Annotated in this window: 12 protein-coding genes; 8 read left to right on the top strand and 4 right to left on the bottom strand. The window is 62.0% G+C overall.

Going from position 1 to position 15,402, the window contains the following annotated elements; genetic code table 11:
- Window positions 1-128 precede the first annotated feature (128 nt).
- From HUK72_RS19220 to HUK72_RS19205, 4 genes are all read left to right on the top strand, one after another.
- Window positions 129-2,561, top strand: a complete 2,433-nt coding sequence (locus HUK72_RS19220) for a TonB-dependent receptor (RefSeq protein ID WP_066563126.1) — start codon at window positions 129-131, stop codon at window positions 2,559-2,561.
- Window positions 2,562-2,752: 191 nt separating this feature from the next.
- Window positions 2,753-3,010, top strand: a complete 258-nt coding sequence (locus HUK72_RS19215) for a hypothetical protein (protein ID WP_066563125.1) — start codon at window positions 2,753-2,755, stop codon at window positions 3,008-3,010.
- A 291-nt stretch (window positions 3,011-3,301) separates the two neighbouring features.
- On the top strand, window positions 3,302-4,663 hold the full coding sequence (locus HUK72_RS19210) for an MFS transporter (protein WP_253257882.1): 1,362 nt from the start codon (window positions 3,302-3,304) through the stop codon (window positions 4,661-4,663).
- A gap of 84 nt (window positions 4,664-4,747) precedes the next feature.
- Window positions 4,748-5,635 (top strand): AraC family transcriptional regulator, encoded by an 888-nt coding sequence (locus HUK72_RS19205; RefSeq protein ID WP_066563124.1) that lies wholly within the window; start codon window positions 4,748-4,750, stop codon window positions 5,633-5,635.
- Between the two features lie 14 nt (window positions 5,636-5,649).
- Here the strand turns inward: HUK72_RS19205 and HUK72_RS19200 are convergent, their stop codons facing one another.
- Window positions 5,650-6,051: a nuclear transport factor 2 family protein gene (locus tag HUK72_RS19200; RefSeq protein ID WP_066563122.1), complete on the bottom strand. Its 402-nt coding sequence runs from the start codon at window positions 6,049-6,051 to the stop codon at window positions 5,650-5,652.
- 256 nt (window positions 6,052-6,307) lie between these two features.
- Here HUK72_RS19200 and HUK72_RS19195 point away from each other — a divergent pair, with 256 nt between their 5' ends.
- The 3 genes from HUK72_RS19195 to HUK72_RS19185 are packed head-to-tail and all read left to right on the top strand — an operon-like array spanning window position 6,308 to window position 10,916.
- Window positions 6,308-7,723, top strand: coding sequence for a hypothetical protein (locus tag HUK72_RS19195; RefSeq protein ID WP_066563121.1), 1,416 nt, complete (start codon window positions 6,308-6,310; stop codon window positions 7,721-7,723).
- A gap of 8 nt (window positions 7,724-7,731) precedes the next feature.
- Window positions 7,732-9,189, top strand: coding sequence for an acyl-CoA reductase (locus HUK72_RS19190; protein ID WP_066563120.1), 1,458 nt, complete (start codon window positions 7,732-7,734; stop codon window positions 9,187-9,189).
- 14 nt (window positions 9,190-9,203) lie between these two features.
- Complete coding sequence (locus HUK72_RS19185; protein WP_066563116.1) at window positions 9,204-10,916, top strand: amidohydrolase family protein; 1,713 nt, start codon at window positions 9,204-9,206, stop codon at window positions 10,914-10,916.
- Here the strand turns inward: HUK72_RS19185 and HUK72_RS19180 are convergent, their stop codons facing one another.
- Genes HUK72_RS19180 through HUK72_RS19170 form a run of 3 tightly spaced genes read right to left on the bottom strand, consistent with a single transcriptional unit; the run spans window position 10,917 to window position 14,798 of the window.
- The gene (locus HUK72_RS19180; protein ID WP_102999821.1) at window positions 10,917-11,996 is read right to left on the bottom strand and encodes an aldo/keto reductase; all 1,080 of its coding nucleotides are present in this window, start codon (window positions 11,994-11,996) and stop codon (window positions 10,917-10,919) included.
- The gene (locus tag HUK72_RS19175; protein WP_066563115.1) at window positions 11,993-13,405 is read right to left on the bottom strand and encodes an acyl-CoA reductase; all 1,413 of its coding nucleotides are present in this window, start codon (window positions 13,403-13,405) and stop codon (window positions 11,993-11,995) included. The genes HUK72_RS19180 and HUK72_RS19175 overlap by 4 nt, the downstream gene beginning before the upstream one ends.
- 16 nt (window positions 13,406-13,421) lie before the next feature.
- Window positions 13,422-14,798 carry a hypothetical protein gene (locus HUK72_RS19170; RefSeq protein ID WP_066563113.1) on the bottom strand — a complete coding sequence of 459 codons (1,377 nt, stop codon included), beginning with the start codon at window positions 14,796-14,798 and terminating at the stop codon, window positions 13,422-13,424.
- A 218-nt stretch (window positions 14,799-15,016) separates the two neighbouring features.
- Between HUK72_RS19170 and HUK72_RS19165 the strand changes: the two genes are divergently transcribed.
- Entirely contained in the window at window positions 15,017-15,391 is a 375-nt protein-coding gene (locus HUK72_RS19165) for a limonene-1,2-epoxide hydrolase family protein (protein ID WP_237230098.1), read from the top strand.
- The last annotated feature ends 11 nt before the right edge of the window (window positions 15,392-15,402 follow it).

The following is a 15,402-nucleotide window of genomic DNA, read 5'->3' as shown; positions in this document are numbered from 1 at the left end:
AGTATCTACGGATCGTGCCAAGATAAAATATTATCTGAAAATATAATAAGATAAAAATATATCATTTCGGTCAATAAATAGAAACAGGTCGTCATAAATTAAATATAGTCACCACAGGAGGGGATGAAATGGGTAAGATATTCCGGGTAATCCTTATGACCGGCGCCGCGTGGAGCGCGTGCGGTGTTGCTATAAGCCAGGCGGCAGAAGCGGTCGAGCAAAGCTCCAGTGGCGGCGACAATAACGCGGTGCGCGATATCATCGTGACGGCGCGCCGGACTTCGGAGAATCTTCAAACAGTTCCCGTGGCCGTCACGGCGCTTGATCCGACCGCCCTGCTTGAACGCCAGATTGTCGAAGTGGCGGATGTAGGCCGGGCCGCGCCGGGTTTGTCTGTTCAGTCGGGCGGCACCGGGAACGCGTCCCTCATATATCTCGCCATCCGGGGTAACGCTCAGAACAGTCCCAATTCATTTTCCGATCCTGCGGTCGGCATCTATGTCGACGGCGTTTATTATGGACGACCCATTGCCGGCAATCTGGGTCTTCTCGACCTGGCGTCCGTCGAAGTCCTGCGCGGTACCCAGGGAACATTGTTCGGACGCAATACGACAGGCGGCGCCCTGAACATGACGACCGTTCAGCCGGACGGCCATTTCGGCGGCTATATTACCGGTCGTGTCGGCAATTATGAAAGCTGGTCGATCGAATCCGCGCTGACTTTGCCGATCGCCGGCGACGAATTGTCGTTACGTCTGGCGGGGCGCTATGGTGAGCGGGGCAGAGGCTTTGGCCCGAACCCCATCAGGGGGGTCGATGCGGCGCGTATCGATCATGACATCGCGGCCCGCGCCACGCTGAACTGGGAACCTTCGGCGGTCCCGCTGACGGTCTCCCTGTCGGCCGACTGGGCTGACATCAAGGATACTTACAATAATGTCGCTCTGCGTGGTATCAATCCGACAGGTCCGGGCCTCGCTCTTTATTCCCATCAATTTGACCTCGCCAGCTTCCTGCAAACCCAAAGTCGTTTCTACACAACCTATAATGACCCCAACACGGGTAATCCCAACATCGATACGCCCTTCAATTACAACAAGACATGGGGCCTTCGTGCGACGATAGAATATGATCTGGGGGATTTTAAGGTAAAATCGATAACGGCCTATCGAGAGGCGGAAACCGGGGACGGCACCGATCTGGACGGTACGCCCGCCAAGATCGCGTCCTATGCCAGCGACTATTCCCAGAAACAGCGCAGTGAGGAACTTCAATTCTCGGGTACGTTGGGGAAATTGGAATTCATTCTTGGTGCATTCTATTTCAAGGAAACGGGCGACGAACAATCGCAGTCCCTCGTCTTCCAGGACACCGATTTCGGTTTCAACCTTGCGCCCGCCAACACCAATCTTGCTACTTATAAATCAGAGTCCAAGGCATTGTTCGCTCAGGCCAATTACAATCTGACCGAACGGTTGCGGGTGACGGGCGGATTTCGCTATACGTGGGACAAACGCTCTATCAACCGCATGGGCTATATTGGCGGGATACCAGGCTTTTCCGGTTCGTTCGTGTCGAACGGCAGGTTGATCACGCTTCCGCCGACGGGTCTGTGCGCCGTGGGCACCAACGCCAATCTCGTCCCGCCCGGCCCCAATTGTACGGACCCCGTGACCGCCAAATTTGATTATCCCGCATGGCTGGTCAGCATCGACTATGAACTGGGGAATGGCAAATTCGTCTATGCGAAGACGGGCGGTGCCGCATTGGCTGGCGGGCTTAATTCACGGCCGACTCCGCCCGACGCCAGTTCCTTTGCGCCGGAAAAGGTCAAGGATGCCGAAATCGGGTTCAAGGGCGACTTTCTCGACAGGCATTTGCGGACCAACCTGGCAGGCTTCTATATCTGGCGGAACGGTGCGCAGAATATCGTCAATGCTCTGGTCGGCGGCAATCTGACGCAGTTTGTTCAGAATGCGGGCGATGTGAGAGCTTATGGCGTCGAGTTCGAAGGCACGCTCATTCCGTGGCAGGGTATGGAAGTCAGTGGCGCCATATCCTGGCTGAAGGCGAAATATGCTGCGGGATCATTCACCGCGGCGGGGCTGGGGGGCACGGTTGATCGAAGCGGTGAAATTGTTCCGCGCGCGCCCAGATGGACCTGGAACGTCGGCGCCACACAGCGCATTCCAGTCAGAGGCGGCGAAATCGCCTTGCATGCCGACTATGCCTATACCTCAGCCGTCTATCAGGATTATGCCACCGCTGATCTGACGGCTCCGGCGCTTAACGACGGTGTCAACGACGCCGCAGAGCGCGCGGCGGCTGTCAGCTTTATCAACACGCAGAACAGCTTCAGCCGGCTCAAGGCCTATGGCGTGCTGAACGGCAGTATCAGCTTCAAGCTCGACGGCGGCATGGAGTTCACCTTGTGGGGACGGAATTTGACTCAGGAGAAATATTACAACGCCATCTTCAACGGTTATGGCACGTTCGGCACCGCGATCGGGTTTACTGCGGCGCCGCGCACTTGGGGGGCAACGGTCTCTTACCGCTTTTGACATAAGTGCGTCGATCAGGTGCGGCGGCGATGTCCGCTTCACCTGATCGCTATGATCCGGTCATCCCGATTTACACGCGAGGGCGAACCCTATCTTTCGTCGGGGGCCTAACGGCTCCTCTTCTGCGTAACTGCTGAATCAATTCATGAAAGCATAATTGTTCCGTCATTTTAACAATCCAGGATCGTGGAATGGATGTCAATCAATCGGTCGATAATGGAGACAAGGCTTTGATTATATTGCAAAGTCTTATCTTCTATTTGCGGGAAAAAAACATTCTTTCGCGGTGTGATATTGAGGAATTGTGCGAGCGAGTGGAATCTCGTTCCTTTATCGAAAAGGAATTCCCCTGTGATCGAGGACAGGCGGTGGCGGCCGCGAAGGAAATGCGCGATCTGAATGAATATTGCGGAAAACGATATGGCGGGAAGCGGCGTCGCTGCCTATGAGGGCTAGCTCGACAAACTCTTGATCCGGCCGTGTCGCACAGAGCGTGGATGAAAGGTCGAAGTTGTTGGCAAGTGTTGGCGATACTCGGAGAATTTCGATATTTCGCCGATGGCTTTTCTGCAACCTTGCGGAAGATCCGGGCAGTAGGCATTTTCCGGACGAATATGTCCATTACGCGATATTTGTCTTGCCGGCGATAGCCGTGACGAGGGAATGCGACGCGGCATTGACATAGTCCTCAGGAAGGTCGTTATAACGGATTTGGACGAGTGATGCACAATCCTTCATCCATGGATGCTACGCAGCGGGCGACGCCCTATGAAATGTCGTTTCCGGCGAGCAGGCGATCGGTATTGTCGTGGACAATTGTCGCGCTGTTTCTCCTGAATTGTCTCAATTATATTGATCGCCTGCTGTTTTCGGTCGCGCAGGAAATGATCAAGGTCGACCTTCACCTCAGCGATTTTCAACTGGGCCTGATCGGCGGACCGGCTTTCGCCATACTCTATACGCTTTTCAGCTTCCCGATCGCGCGGGCGGCCGACCGTGGCCGACGGGTCGGAATCATTGCCTTTTCGCTGATGCTGTGGAGCGTCATGACGGCCTTTTGCGGGATAGCGGCCAATTTCCTCCAGATGCTTGTCGGGAGAGCAGCGGTCAGCATCGGGGAAGCGGGATGCACACCAGCGTCCCATTCTCTGATTTCCGATGCATTTCCCGCACGGCGCCGGACGACTGTCATTGCCATTTTCGGGGTGGCCGGCCCGGTCGGAGCCATTGTCGCCGCAGTGGCAGGGGGTGCCCTTATCGCTGCCTTTGGCTGGCGCACGGCCTTCCTCCTCTGCGGAATGGCCGGCATAGTCCTCGCTCTGCTGTTCCGTGCCACTGTGCCGGAACCCCAGCGGAGCCAGCCCGGGCCCTCTCACTCGGCGTCTTTCATCGATACGGTCCGCCAGTTGCTCGTCCGGCGCAGCTTTGCCCTCGTGGCGGTCGCGGGCGGCATTGCCGGGATCGGCAGCTATGCCAACCAGCAATATATGGTGTCCTTCCTCATGCGCGGACATGGCCTGTCCCTGGCAACCGCGTCGCTGCTGATGGGGCTGGTGATCGGGGGCGTGGGCATTGTCTTCACGCTTATCGGCGGACCGTTGATGGATTTCGGAGGGCGGCGCTATCCACGGATCAAGGCGTGGCTGCCGTCCGTCGGCTTGCTCTGGTGCGGGTCGCTCTATGCCGTCGCCTTTCAGCTGCCGACGGTCGGTCTTGCCGTCGCGCTGATGGTGTTCGCCTCGATGGGGCAGCATTTCTACATGCCCGCCATGTATGCGCACGGGCAGGACGTCGCGCCCCCGCATATGCGGGCCATGGCGTCGGCCATCATCATCGCCACAAGTTCGCTGTTGGGCTATGGTCTGGGGCCGCCGCTGATCGGCCTTGTCAGCGACATATTGGGGGAAGCCGCACGGGTGTCCGCGGGCCTCAGCCTCGCCGACTGCGTGAAGCGGCCGGTCGAGGCCTGTGAGGCCGCCAGCGCGCAGGGATTGCGCTTGTCGCTCAGCTTCGGATCCTGCTTCTTCATCCTTGCCGCCGGCCTGTTCGCGCTGGCGAGCCGATGGATGATCGCCGATGTGAACGATCATGATCAACCCTGACTTGCCATCCGCGGCCAATTGGCAAATAATAGCCCGGCCCTTCCAGGTCGGGAACAGACTCGACTGATGGCAAGGAGGTTGAGGATGCAGAACGCAATCGGCACTGATCTGCCCCTGTGCGCGCCGCGTACGGCATCGCATTTCCATGTCGAACGACAGGTTCACGCCAACGGAATTTTTGCGGATATCCGGCACTTCGGCTGGACCCAGAGCAGCCGCGCGGTTTACCAGCCCGATTCCTATTATCTGGACTTTTCCATCGGCCCGCGCTGTACCAATTCGCGCTTTTTCAGCGCCGACCGCCGGCTCGCCGACCCGCCGGGCGATATTGTTTTCCTGCCCAAGGGCGGCGCATTTTCGGCGTTGAGCGAACCGGGCGAACACAGCCTGCTGTGCCTGACATTTGAAAATGAACGGGCGATGCAGCTGTTCGAGGATGACAGTCTGGCTGATCTGACGCCCTGCCACGATGTGCAGATCGGTCGGGTGCGTCAGGGGCTTGCGCGCCTGCTGGAAGAGTTGCGCAACCCCAGTTTCGGACAGAATATAGTGCTGGAGAGCATGGCTTTGTTGCTGGTCGTCGAACTGTGCCGGCATTTCCGGCAGGCTCCGGAGGACGACCGTAGCGGCCATGGACAAATGCCGGGCTGGCGGTTGCGCCGGATCAAGGACAGGATCGAAGCCGAACTGTCAGGCGATCTGTCGGTCGCGGATCTGGCGGCGGAAATTCGCACCAGCCCCCGGCACCTGATCCGGACGTTCAAAGCGACCACCGGCACTACCCTGTCCGACTATATCGCTGGCCGCAGGATCGCCCATGCGCAGCAACAGCTTGCGCGGGACGGTGTGCTGATCAAGGTGATTGCCGGCAATTGCGGCTTCCAGAGCGCCGCAGCCTTTTCCGCCGCTTTCCGCAAGGCCACCGGCATGACGCCGCGCGAATTTCGGGAAGAACGCGGCGCCGGTCGATAGGCTGCTTTCGCCGTTCAGCCCGTCAACATGGTTGCGGTCAATCTGGCGATCCTCCAGCGTCCGTCGCCTCTGCCCAGTGCGCCCTGATAATTGGCGAACATGATGACCCGGCCGCCATCGTTCCAGTCCGTCACGAGGCCGGAGGCGCCGACATGGGCGGCGTCATCGGATGGGCCTGCGTCGATCATGATGTCGGTGATCTGGTGACGCCATTTGCCGCCGCTCCTTTCCGCGAGCATCGCCGGCATTCCGCCCAGTTGTCCCGCACCCCGGAGGGTCATCTGGCCGACAATCTCGAAGCAGCCATCCTCCGCGAAGAGGTTCACCCATTCGGCCGCCCTGCCGCTATCCACATATTGGCAATAGCGCGCGAACAGATCGTAAATGTTCAGCCGGTCCTTTACGCTCAGTCCCATCGGTTCATCCTCCTTGTCTGCATAGAGATGGCATTGGCCGCAGGCCCCGCCTTTCGCCGGAGCCGAGCGTCCACGTCCCCTGCACCATGCTGCGGCCGCGATGGCAGTGCAATGCCGCGGCGGCCGTGCCGGCCCGAACCCATGCGCTTCATGTCCGCCTGACGATGTTTGGGCGTTCCGGCTGTAGGCATCGGCATTGCGGGGATCGCGCTGTCGCCGCCACAATCCGTCTCCGACAGAAAGGCGGATTCTCTCCATGACCAGCTATCTCGATCGACTGATCGCCGATCCCACCAGTTTCCACGACGCGCCCTATGCGCAGGCCTTCACGCTCAGCCGCGACGAGATCGACAGGCTGCATCTGGAAGGCGCGCGCAAACGCTTTGCCGAACTTCGTCCTGGCCTGTCGGTGCTGGACAAGCTGGCGCGCGAGCAGGGCATCGAGACGATCGAGACGATCAACGATCTGGCGCCGCTGCTGTTTCCGCACACCGTCTACAAATCCTATCCGATCAGCTATCTGGAGCGCAGCCGCTTCGACAAGCTGACCAAATGGCTCGCGGGCCTGACGACCAGCGACATTTCCCATGTCGATGCCAGCGGGATCGAGACGATCGACGACTGGATCGACCTGCTCGACGCGGAAACCGATCTTACTATCCAGCATACGTCGGGCACGACCGGCAAGCTGAGCTTTGTCCCCCGCACCAAGAAACAGTGGCGCGAAACCATCGTCCATTCGGCGGTCATTATCCGCGACTGGTGGCCGGGTCGCGGCCCGGACATATTGAAGGACGGGATGCCGATCATCATTCCGGGCTATCGCTATGGCGCCGCCGCGATGCAGCGCGGTAACGGCATCCAGGTCGATCTTTATGCCAAGGGCGAGGAAAACACCCTGTTCCTCTACCCCGACGCCCGCTTCAGCGCGGACATCGCCTCGCTGGGCGGCCGCCTGCGTGCGGCGGAGGCACGGGGTGAGGCCGGCATGATCGACATTCCGCCGGTCCTGCTGGAACGGCGGGAGGCCCTGCTGGAACTGGAGCGCCGCCGGCCCGACGACCTCAAGCATTTCTTCAGCGAGGCGCAGCGGCGCTTCGGCGGGCGCGACGTCTATGTGACGGCGATGTGGGCGATCCTCTACGATTGGGCGGAGGAGGGGCTGAAGCGTGGCCTCAAGAACGTCTTCGGCAAGGGCAGCGTGCTGCTGACCGGCGGCGGCAAGAAGGGCAAGGAACTGCCCGACGACTGGCGCGAGCGCGTACTCGAGTTTCTGGGTTTCGATACCATCTATGAAATGTACGCCACGTCCGAACAGATGGGTCTGTCGATGATGTGCGAGCATGGCCATTATCACATCCCGCCGATCCAGATTCCGTTCCTGCTCGATCCGGCGACCGGCAAGCCCTTGCCGCGCAAGGACGGCCTGACCGGCCGCTTCGCCTCGTTCGACCTGATGCCCAACACCTATTGGGCCGGGCTGGTGACGGGGGATGAGATCACGCTGGCGGGCTGGGAAAAGCCCTGCGCCTGTGGCCGCACCGGGCCGCACGTCATTCCGCCGGTACGCCGCTACAGCGAGAAGGAAGGCGGCGATGACCGCATCGTCTGCGCCGGCGCCCCCGAAGCGCATGATCGCGCCCTCGAATTTCTTGCCGAACTGTCGATGTGAGTAGAGCCATGACTGATCAATTCCGCGTTCCCCTCATCATCCGAGGCCAGATCATCGATGATGCTGAAGTCGACTATGGCGGCCGCCGGGGCGGCGTCAGCTTCTCGGCGCCCGACATCGCCAAGCATGTCGCGCGCCTGCCCCTGCGGACGCCCTCGGCCATGGCCGACCTTTATTCGCTGAGCTTCGACGAGATACTGGATTTCCTCGTCGCCCTGGGGGAGCGGCTGGATTTCGGGCAGAACCGGCATTTGCAGGAAGCGTTTCGTCTGTCCTGTCTGACCTCCGGCCTGTCGGAGAGCATATTGCGCGTCCATTTCCAGCATATCGGCGCCGCCTTCGATCGCACCGAAATGCGGCGGATGATGGAGCGCTCCTGCGGCGTCGACTATCTGGAAGGCTGGGTGGATCAGGGGGCTGGCAGATTTCCGGGCCTGACCGCCCGCACGCGCGCTTTCGGCGCGCGGACCGTGCATGTCATTGCCGGCAATGCGCCGATCGTGTCGATCCTGACGGTGATCCGCAATGCGCTGACCCGGTCCGACGCGATCATCAAGCTGCCGTCCAACGATCCGCTGACGGCCGCCGCGCTGGTGCGAACCATGGTCGAGATGGACCCCGACCATCCGCTGTCGAAACATGTCTCCGTCGCCTATTGGAAGGGCGGCGACGATCAGGTGGAATCCGCGATTTACGATCCGCGCGGGGTCGAAAAGATCGTCGCCTGGGGCGGGTTCGATTCGGTCAAGCACATCACCCGCTATCTGCAACCGGGCATCGACCTCATCACCCAGGACCCCAAGCTGTCGGGAACGATCATCGGTCGCGAAGCCTTCGCCGATGAAGCGACGCTGGGTCAGGTGGCACGCCGTCTGGCGCTCGACATCGGCGCCCAGAATCAGGAAGGCTGCGTGTCCGCGCGCGTCATCTATGTCGAATGCGGCACGGACGAAGCCGGGCTGGAGCGCGCCAATCGGCTGGGGCAGATGACCTTCGATGCACTCCAGCGTCTGCCCGATCACCTGAGCACGCCGCACAAGGCGTTCGACGGCGCGCTCAAGGCCGAGATCGACGGCATCCGCCTCAATGACGAGGATTATCGCATCTTCGGCGGTCGGACCAACGAGGGCGCGGTGATCGTCAGCCAGGAGGATTATCCGGTCGACTTTTCCCGCACGCTCGCCTGCCGGGTGGGCAATATCGTGCCCATCGACAGCAGGGAAACGGCCGTCAGCGCGGTCAACGCCTATACCCAGACGATCGGCATCTTTCCCGAAAGCCTCAAGGATGAGCTGCGCGACCGTCTCGCCTTTCAGGGCGCGCAGCGGATCGTGTCGCTGGGCGGGGCCGCGACGATGCAGCATAATATGGAAAGGCAGGATGCGATCGAGCCAGTACGCCGCATGCTGAAATGGGTGACCGAAGAACAGGCATCCGGCGAGATGCTGGCCGCGCTGGCAGGCTGAGGGGAGCCAAGGACATGGTGGACGCTGATCTGGTGATCCGGGGCGGAACGGTGGTCGACGGGCAAGGCGGTGATCCGTTCGAGGCGGACATCGCCATTGCCGACGGCCGTATCGCGGCGATCGGTGCTGATGTCGGTCAAGGCCGCGAGGAGATCGATGCCCGTGGCCTCCTCGTCACGCCCGGCTTCGTCGATGTTCATACCCATTATGACGGGCAGGTCACCTGGTCGGACAGTCTGGTGCCTTCCGCCGAACATGGCGTCACCACCGTCGTCATCGGCAATTGCGGCGTCGGTTTCGCGCCGTGCCGGCCGGAGGACCGCGAGGCGCTGGTCAATGTCATGGAGGGCGTGGAGGACATTCCCGAAGCGGTGATGGCGAAGGGTCTGCCCTGGAACTGGGAGAGCTTCCCGGATTATCTGCGATCGCTCGAAGCGCGTGCCTGGGACGCGGATGTGGGAGCCTATATTCCGCATTCGCCCCTGCGGGTCTATGCGATGGGCCAGCGCGGGTTGGACCGCGAGCCGGCGACCGCGGCGGATGTCGCGCGAATGGCGCAGCTCGTGGCGGAGGGGATGGCGGCCGGCGCGCTTGGTTTCGCGACATCGCGTTCGCTGGTGCATCGGCGCGGCGATGGCGCTTTCATCCCGTCCTTTCAGGCGGAAAGCGATGAACTGGTGGCGATCGCCCGATCGGTGGGTGATGCGGGGCGCGGCGTGCTTCAGATGATCCCGAATCTCGATACCGCCGACTGGGCCAGCGATCTCGACCTGATGAAGCGCATGACCAGCGCCTCGGGGCGTCCGCTGACCTATTCGCTCGCCCAATGGTCGACCGATCCGCAGGGCTGGCGGCGCACCATGGATGCGCTGGCCGAGCATAATCGCACCAGCGCGGCGCCGGTGCTGGCGCAGGTTTTTCCCCGGCCGATGGGCGCGATGTGCGGCCTGTCGACGTCGGCCAACGCGTTCAGCCATTGTGCAAGCTATCGTGCGATTGCGGACCGACCGCTGGCTGAAAAGGTCGCCATCATGCGCGATCCCGCCTTCCGCGCGCGACTGATCGCGGAGGAGCCGGATGAGACGCCGACGCCGCTGCATCGCTTGCTACGCACATGGGACAATATCTATCCGCTCGGAGCCGAGCCGGACTATGAACCTTCACCGGACCGGAGCATCGCCGCGCTGGCCGCAAAGCGCGGCGTCGGTCCTGTCGAACTGGTCTATGATCTGATGCTGGAGCAGGAGGGCCATGCGCTGATCCTGATGCCCTTTTCCAACTATGCGGAAAAGTCGCTGGACCCTGCGCTTGCAATGATGCGCGATCCCTACAGCATCGTGGGACTGGGCGACGGCGGCGCGCATTATGGCATCATCTGCGATGCCAGCTATCCGACGACGATGCTGTCCTACTGGACCCGCGATCGGGTCGGCGAGCAACTGACGATCCCTGCGGCAGTCAAGGCGCTGAGCGCGGACAACGCCGATTTCCTGGGGCTGCGGGACAGGGGGCGGCTGAAACCGGGGATGAAGGCCGACATCAACCTGATCGATCATGGCGCGCTCAGGCTGCATGCCCCTCATGTCGTCCATGACCTGCCCGGCGGTGGGCGCCGTCTGGCGCAGCAGGCGACCGGTTATCGCGCCACGATGGTCAGCGGCGTGATCACCCGGCGGGACGGCGCCGACACTGGCGCGCGTCCCGGAAGGCTGATCCGCGCCGCCTGATCAGGCGCGCGGCTGGATGGTCGTGCCGCCCGTCAGTCCATGGCGGATAAAGGGCGAGGCGAGGAAATCATGCGGAAAGCCGAGCGGCGTGCGGCTCAACGCATCCAGACGTTCCAGTTGGCTTGCCTCCAGCGTGACGCCAAGCGCGGCGACATTATCCGCATATTGCCGCATCGTCCGCGCGCCCACTAGCGGCGAGACGACCGCCGGATTGGTAAGGGTCCAGGCGATCGCCACCTGCGCCGAGGTGACGCCCATCTCGTCGGCGATGCCCTTCACCGCATCGGCGATGGCGACCACGCGCGCGTCGACACGGCCTGCCGCTTCGAGCAGGGCACCGCGACCGCCAGATTCGCCGGCATGGGCGCTGCCGCCGGTCGCATATTTGCCCGACAGCATGCCGCTCGCCAGCGGCGACCAGGGCATGACGCCGATACCCAGCGCCTTGGCGGCGGGGATGAGTTCGCGTTCGGCCGTGCGCTCGACCAGATTATATTCGACCTGCAAGGCCGCCAACTGGGACCATCCCCGCAATTCCGCCACGGTTTGCAGCCGGGCCATCTGCCAGGCAGGTGTATCCGACAGGCCCAGATACAGGATCTTGCCCTGCGTCACGAGGTCGTCGAACGCGCGCATGATCTCATCCGCAGGCGTCGTATCGTCCCAGGCGTGCAGGAAGAGCAGATCGATCCGGTCCGTGCGCAGGCGCTTGAGGCTGGTTTCGACCGTCTGCATCATGTTCCGGCGGCTGTTGCCGGCAGCATTGGGATCGCCGACCGATCGGGTCAGCGAATATTTGGTCGACAGGACCAGCCGTTCGCGCTTGGCTTCCGCGAACTTGCCGGTCAGCGTTTCCGACACGCCGTCGGCATAATAGCCCGCCGTGTCGATGAAATTGCCGCCCTGGTCGACATAGCTGTCGAAAATCCGGCGGGATTCCTGCTCGTCCGCGCCCCATTCCTCGCCAAAGGTCATGGTCCCGAGCGCCAGCGGGGAAACCCGCAGGCCCGAGCGGCCGAGCAGGCGATAGCTGTCGAGCGACAGCGTCTGAATGTTTGTCTGTGTCATGGTCGTTTTCAATCTTTCGCTGCTTCGGTGACGACCCAGTGCATCATCTTGTGCACCGGCCATCCCCCATCGTGCGGCAGGCCGCCGAATTTTCCGGTGTTGATATTGCCGAGACCGACGATGCGCTGGGTGCCCGCCGAGGAAAGCCCATCGCGCACCTCGGCAATGCGGGAGGGGGGATAGACGCCGACCGACTGGGTCGCGACGGTGACATGCTGGATCGCATCGGCAAGCCGGTCGACCGCGACGACATTGACGAGCTTGCCGCCGGGATTGAACGACACAGGTTCGCTGGAGCGGATGACTATGCCCCGGCCGTCGGGACGTCCGAACAGGCGGTAGACCGGTTCCAGATTGCCCAGCATGTCCAGTTCGTCGATCAGCATGGCGGGCGGCAGCGGGCCGTCGGGGCCGGCGCCATAGCGGATATCCTTGCCCATCGCCTCCACCAGCGCTTCGCAATAGCGATCGACCTGTTCGTCCGATCCTTCGATGAACTGGAAGCGGGCGCAGCTGCACGCATCCTGATTGAAGGCGATGATGTCGGCCGCGCTCCGTTCGGCAATGGTCGCGAGGGGGACGTCGTCAAAGGCTTCGCGGCCGATCAGCGAAATCGAGACCTTGGGATCGAAGGACATGATCTCGAAGCCCGGCGCGGCATATTGCATGGCATGGCGTACCGCCGCCTCGCCACCCCAGACGGCGAGCTTGTCGAAATATTGCGAGCGCAGGATGTGGTTTTCGATGCTGGCATCGCCGCCGCGCCAGTAAGCGGCGGAGAAGGAGCGCGTCACCGGATGGTTGGGGCCGACATCCGCCATCGTCCGCAGCAGGGCGGTCGCCGTGAACATGTCGTTGGACGGCATTTTCAGCAGATGGACGCCCTTGCTGATCGCTCCTCGGACAATCGTGACCGGCGGCACGATCGGGGCGTTGCCGGCCAGAACATGCACCATGCGGGGCGGGAAGGCGCGGATGTCGAAGGCCGTGCCCTGAATGTCGCGCCGCGCCCACCCATCCAGCACGTCGAGCGATCCCAGCGACTGTTCGGCTTCCGCCTCGACCGCCTCGCGGGTGAAGAACCAGGCGATATCGCGGTAGCAATTCTCCAGGATGCGCGCGCCAAGAGTGTTGCAGCGCAGATTATAGGCCGCAGCCTCCTGGAGATAGATGTTCCGGTCGAAATCGAGCGCCTTGCCGACTTCGACGAGAAAATCCACGATCTCCGCAAGCGGCGTGTCGAAGGCGGGACCGGGCTGGCTTCGCGGCCAGATCAGCGAGTCCAGATCGATCGAAGGGGTCATGACCGTCGTGCCGCTGGCCCGCGACCGGTGCTCGACGGCGGCGTCGAGCTGGACCACGCCCTTGATCACATGGGGAACGAGCAGCCGGTCATTATCGGCGATGATTTCATGCAGCATGTCTGCCTCCTGTCGTTCAGGCCGCGACCGGCTGGGGTGCGGTAATCGATCCGCGCACATAGGAATCGATCGATCCGGCGCAGCTGAGCTTGTCCTCACCTTCTTCCAGATCGGCGTAACGGGCGATCGCGTGAACGACCGGCGTCTTCACGCCCTCCAGGCCGGAGCCGAACTCCACCTGCACCTTGTCGCCAGAGATGATGCCGCCCCAGCGGCCGTCCGCCAATATATCGAAAAACGCCATTCGGCCTTCGATCCGGCCAACATCCTTCGTCGTGCCCAGCAGCTTTTCGCCCGGCTTGTCGAGGATGAGGGGGATGATCCATGGCGGCACCGCATAGGATTCGGTCGGCTGGATCTTGGCGCAGAAGCCGCTCATTTCGACCATGGCATAGGAACTGGTGATGCGGTCCGGCGTGACGCCGAAAAAGCTCATAATCTGTTCCCTATAGTCGGCCGGGACAGCCGCCCCCTTGGTGCCGCCGCCAAAGCTCATCAGCGTGTCGGGATGGAAATCGCCATCCTTGATCCCGCGCGCGCGCAGGGCCTGCACGATCTGCCAGGCGACACCATACATGACGCCGATATAGAGCGGGCGATCCCGGCGGCTGACAAGCAGGTCCATCCATGCGTCGAACTCGCCTGCCCGCGTCTGCTGGCGGGCCTCGACCTCCGCCTCATAGACGGCGATCTCGCCGGGACCGACTTTGCCGGCAGCCAGCAGGCGGCGCAGCTGCGCGGGGCGCATGGCATCAAAGGCGCGCATCGGATAGTCGCTCAGGCGATGAAATTCGCCGGGCGCGGCCCAGCGCGGGAAATGGACATTGCAGAATTCAATCATCTTGTGGGTGCCGCGCGGCGGCATCATGGTGAAGACCGAGCGGCCGTGATCGGGCACATAGGCCGGTGTCGACAGGTCGGCCGCCGCCAGACAGGCGGCGAGCGACAGGTCGCGGTCCTGCGTCGACTGGTTGAGGAAGGAGGATTTGCCCGAGGTCCCGCTCGACGCGAAGACATGGTGGCCCGCCGCCTTGGCGCGGTCCAGCCATTCGTCAATGTCGCGCACATCCGCAACCTCGATATTGTCCGTCGGATAGCTGCTCAGCGTGCCGAGCCACATGTTCATATGCTTCCACTGGCCATTGTCGACGAACGCCTCCGGATAGCTTTTATAATTGGTGTGGGCGAACAGGAGCGGGACGAGGTCGGCCAGGCTGTCGATGCTGTCGATACCGGCTTCTTTCGCCCGCTTGTCGAGCACCCGGATCTGCTGGCGCCGCTCCGCAAAGCGTTCGCGCGCCGCTTCCAGTTGCAGTTCGGCCAGATTGTCCGGGGCGTTCCGGAACGGATCGGGCGACCGGGCAAGGGCGATCAATTCGTCAACGGCGCTCATCAGTGAAAACTCCTCTCAGCTTTGCCGGGAAGTATAGGCGATGCCCGATATTTAGCCGCTCGATTCACTGTTATGGGGAGGACATACTATTCTCAGCATGACCTTTCCGCCCGATGGCGTGCCGATCCCCTGCCAAAACAAGGCTGCTATCTTTCGGCAGGGCAGAAGGCGGGCACCCCGGGCCATGATGCCGGCGCAACACAGGAGCAGGGGGTGACATGCCCGGTCCACTGGACGAAGTATTGGCGTTTTTTCGGGAAAGCAGCGGCTCGCGCGAAGACATGCTGTCCGCCATGGAGCGCCGGTTTACGGCGGATACACGCTGGGAAAATGTCGGCGTGGCGACGATCGTCGGGGTCGATCAGGCGAGGCAGTTCATCGACGGCTTTCTTGGCCGGATTCCGTTCGAACGCTGCGCGGTCGTGGTCCATCATGCGGCGGCCGCGGGCCATGTCGTCCTGACGGAGCGCAGCGATATTTTCTATGGGCCAGACGGGCAGGAAATGCTGTCGCTGCGGCTGATGGGCGCCCTGGAAATGGACGGCCCCCATATCGTCGCCTGGCGCGACTATTTCGACACAAGCGGCTTTTGAAGGGGGATGCT

It is taken from the genome of Sphingobium sp. 15-1 (assembly GCF_013375535.1).
GTDB lineage: Bacteria > Pseudomonadota > Alphaproteobacteria > Sphingomonadales > Sphingomonadaceae > Sphingobium > Sphingobium aromaticivastans.
This window is presented reverse-complemented; position numbering and strand designations above follow the sequence as displayed.

Excerpts from the sequence above, each read along its gene's own strand:
- HUK72_RS19215 (WP_066563125.1), top strand. The coding sequence starts at position 2,753 with ATGGATGTCAATCAATCGGTCGATAATGGAGACAAGGCTTTGATTATA.
- HUK72_RS19195 (WP_066563121.1), top strand. The coding sequence starts at position 6,308 with ATGACCAGCTATCTCGATCGACTGATCGCCGATCCCACCAGTTTCCAC.
- HUK72_RS19165 (WP_237230098.1), top strand. The coding sequence starts at position 15,017 with ATGCCCGGTCCACTGGACGAAGTATTGGCGTTTTTTCGGGAAAGCAGC.
- HUK72_RS19220 (WP_066563126.1), top strand. The coding sequence starts at position 129 with ATGGGTAAGATATTCCGGGTAATCCTTATGACCGGCGCCGCGTGGAGC.
- HUK72_RS19185 (WP_066563116.1), top strand. The coding sequence starts at position 9,204 with ATGGTGGACGCTGATCTGGTGATCCGGGGCGGAACGGTGGTCGACGGG.
- HUK72_RS19190 (WP_066563120.1), top strand. The coding sequence starts at position 7,732 with ATGACTGATCAATTCCGCGTTCCCCTCATCATCCGAGGCCAGATCATC.
- HUK72_RS19200 (WP_066563122.1), bottom strand. The coding sequence starts at position 6,051 with ATGGGACTGAGCGTAAAGGACCGGCTGAACATTTACGATCTGTTCGCG.
- HUK72_RS19210 (WP_253257882.1), top strand. The coding sequence starts at position 3,302 with ATGGATGCTACGCAGCGGGCGACGCCCTATGAAATGTCGTTTCCGGCG.
- HUK72_RS19170 (WP_066563113.1), bottom strand. The coding sequence starts at position 14,798 with ATGAGCGCCGTTGACGAATTGATCGCCCTTGCCCGGTCGCCCGATCCG.
- HUK72_RS19175 (WP_066563115.1), bottom strand. The coding sequence starts at position 13,405 with ATGCTGCATGAAATCATCGCCGATAATGACCGGCTGCTCGTTCCCCAT.
- HUK72_RS19205 (WP_066563124.1), top strand. The coding sequence starts at position 4,748 with ATGCAGAACGCAATCGGCACTGATCTGCCCCTGTGCGCGCCGCGTACG.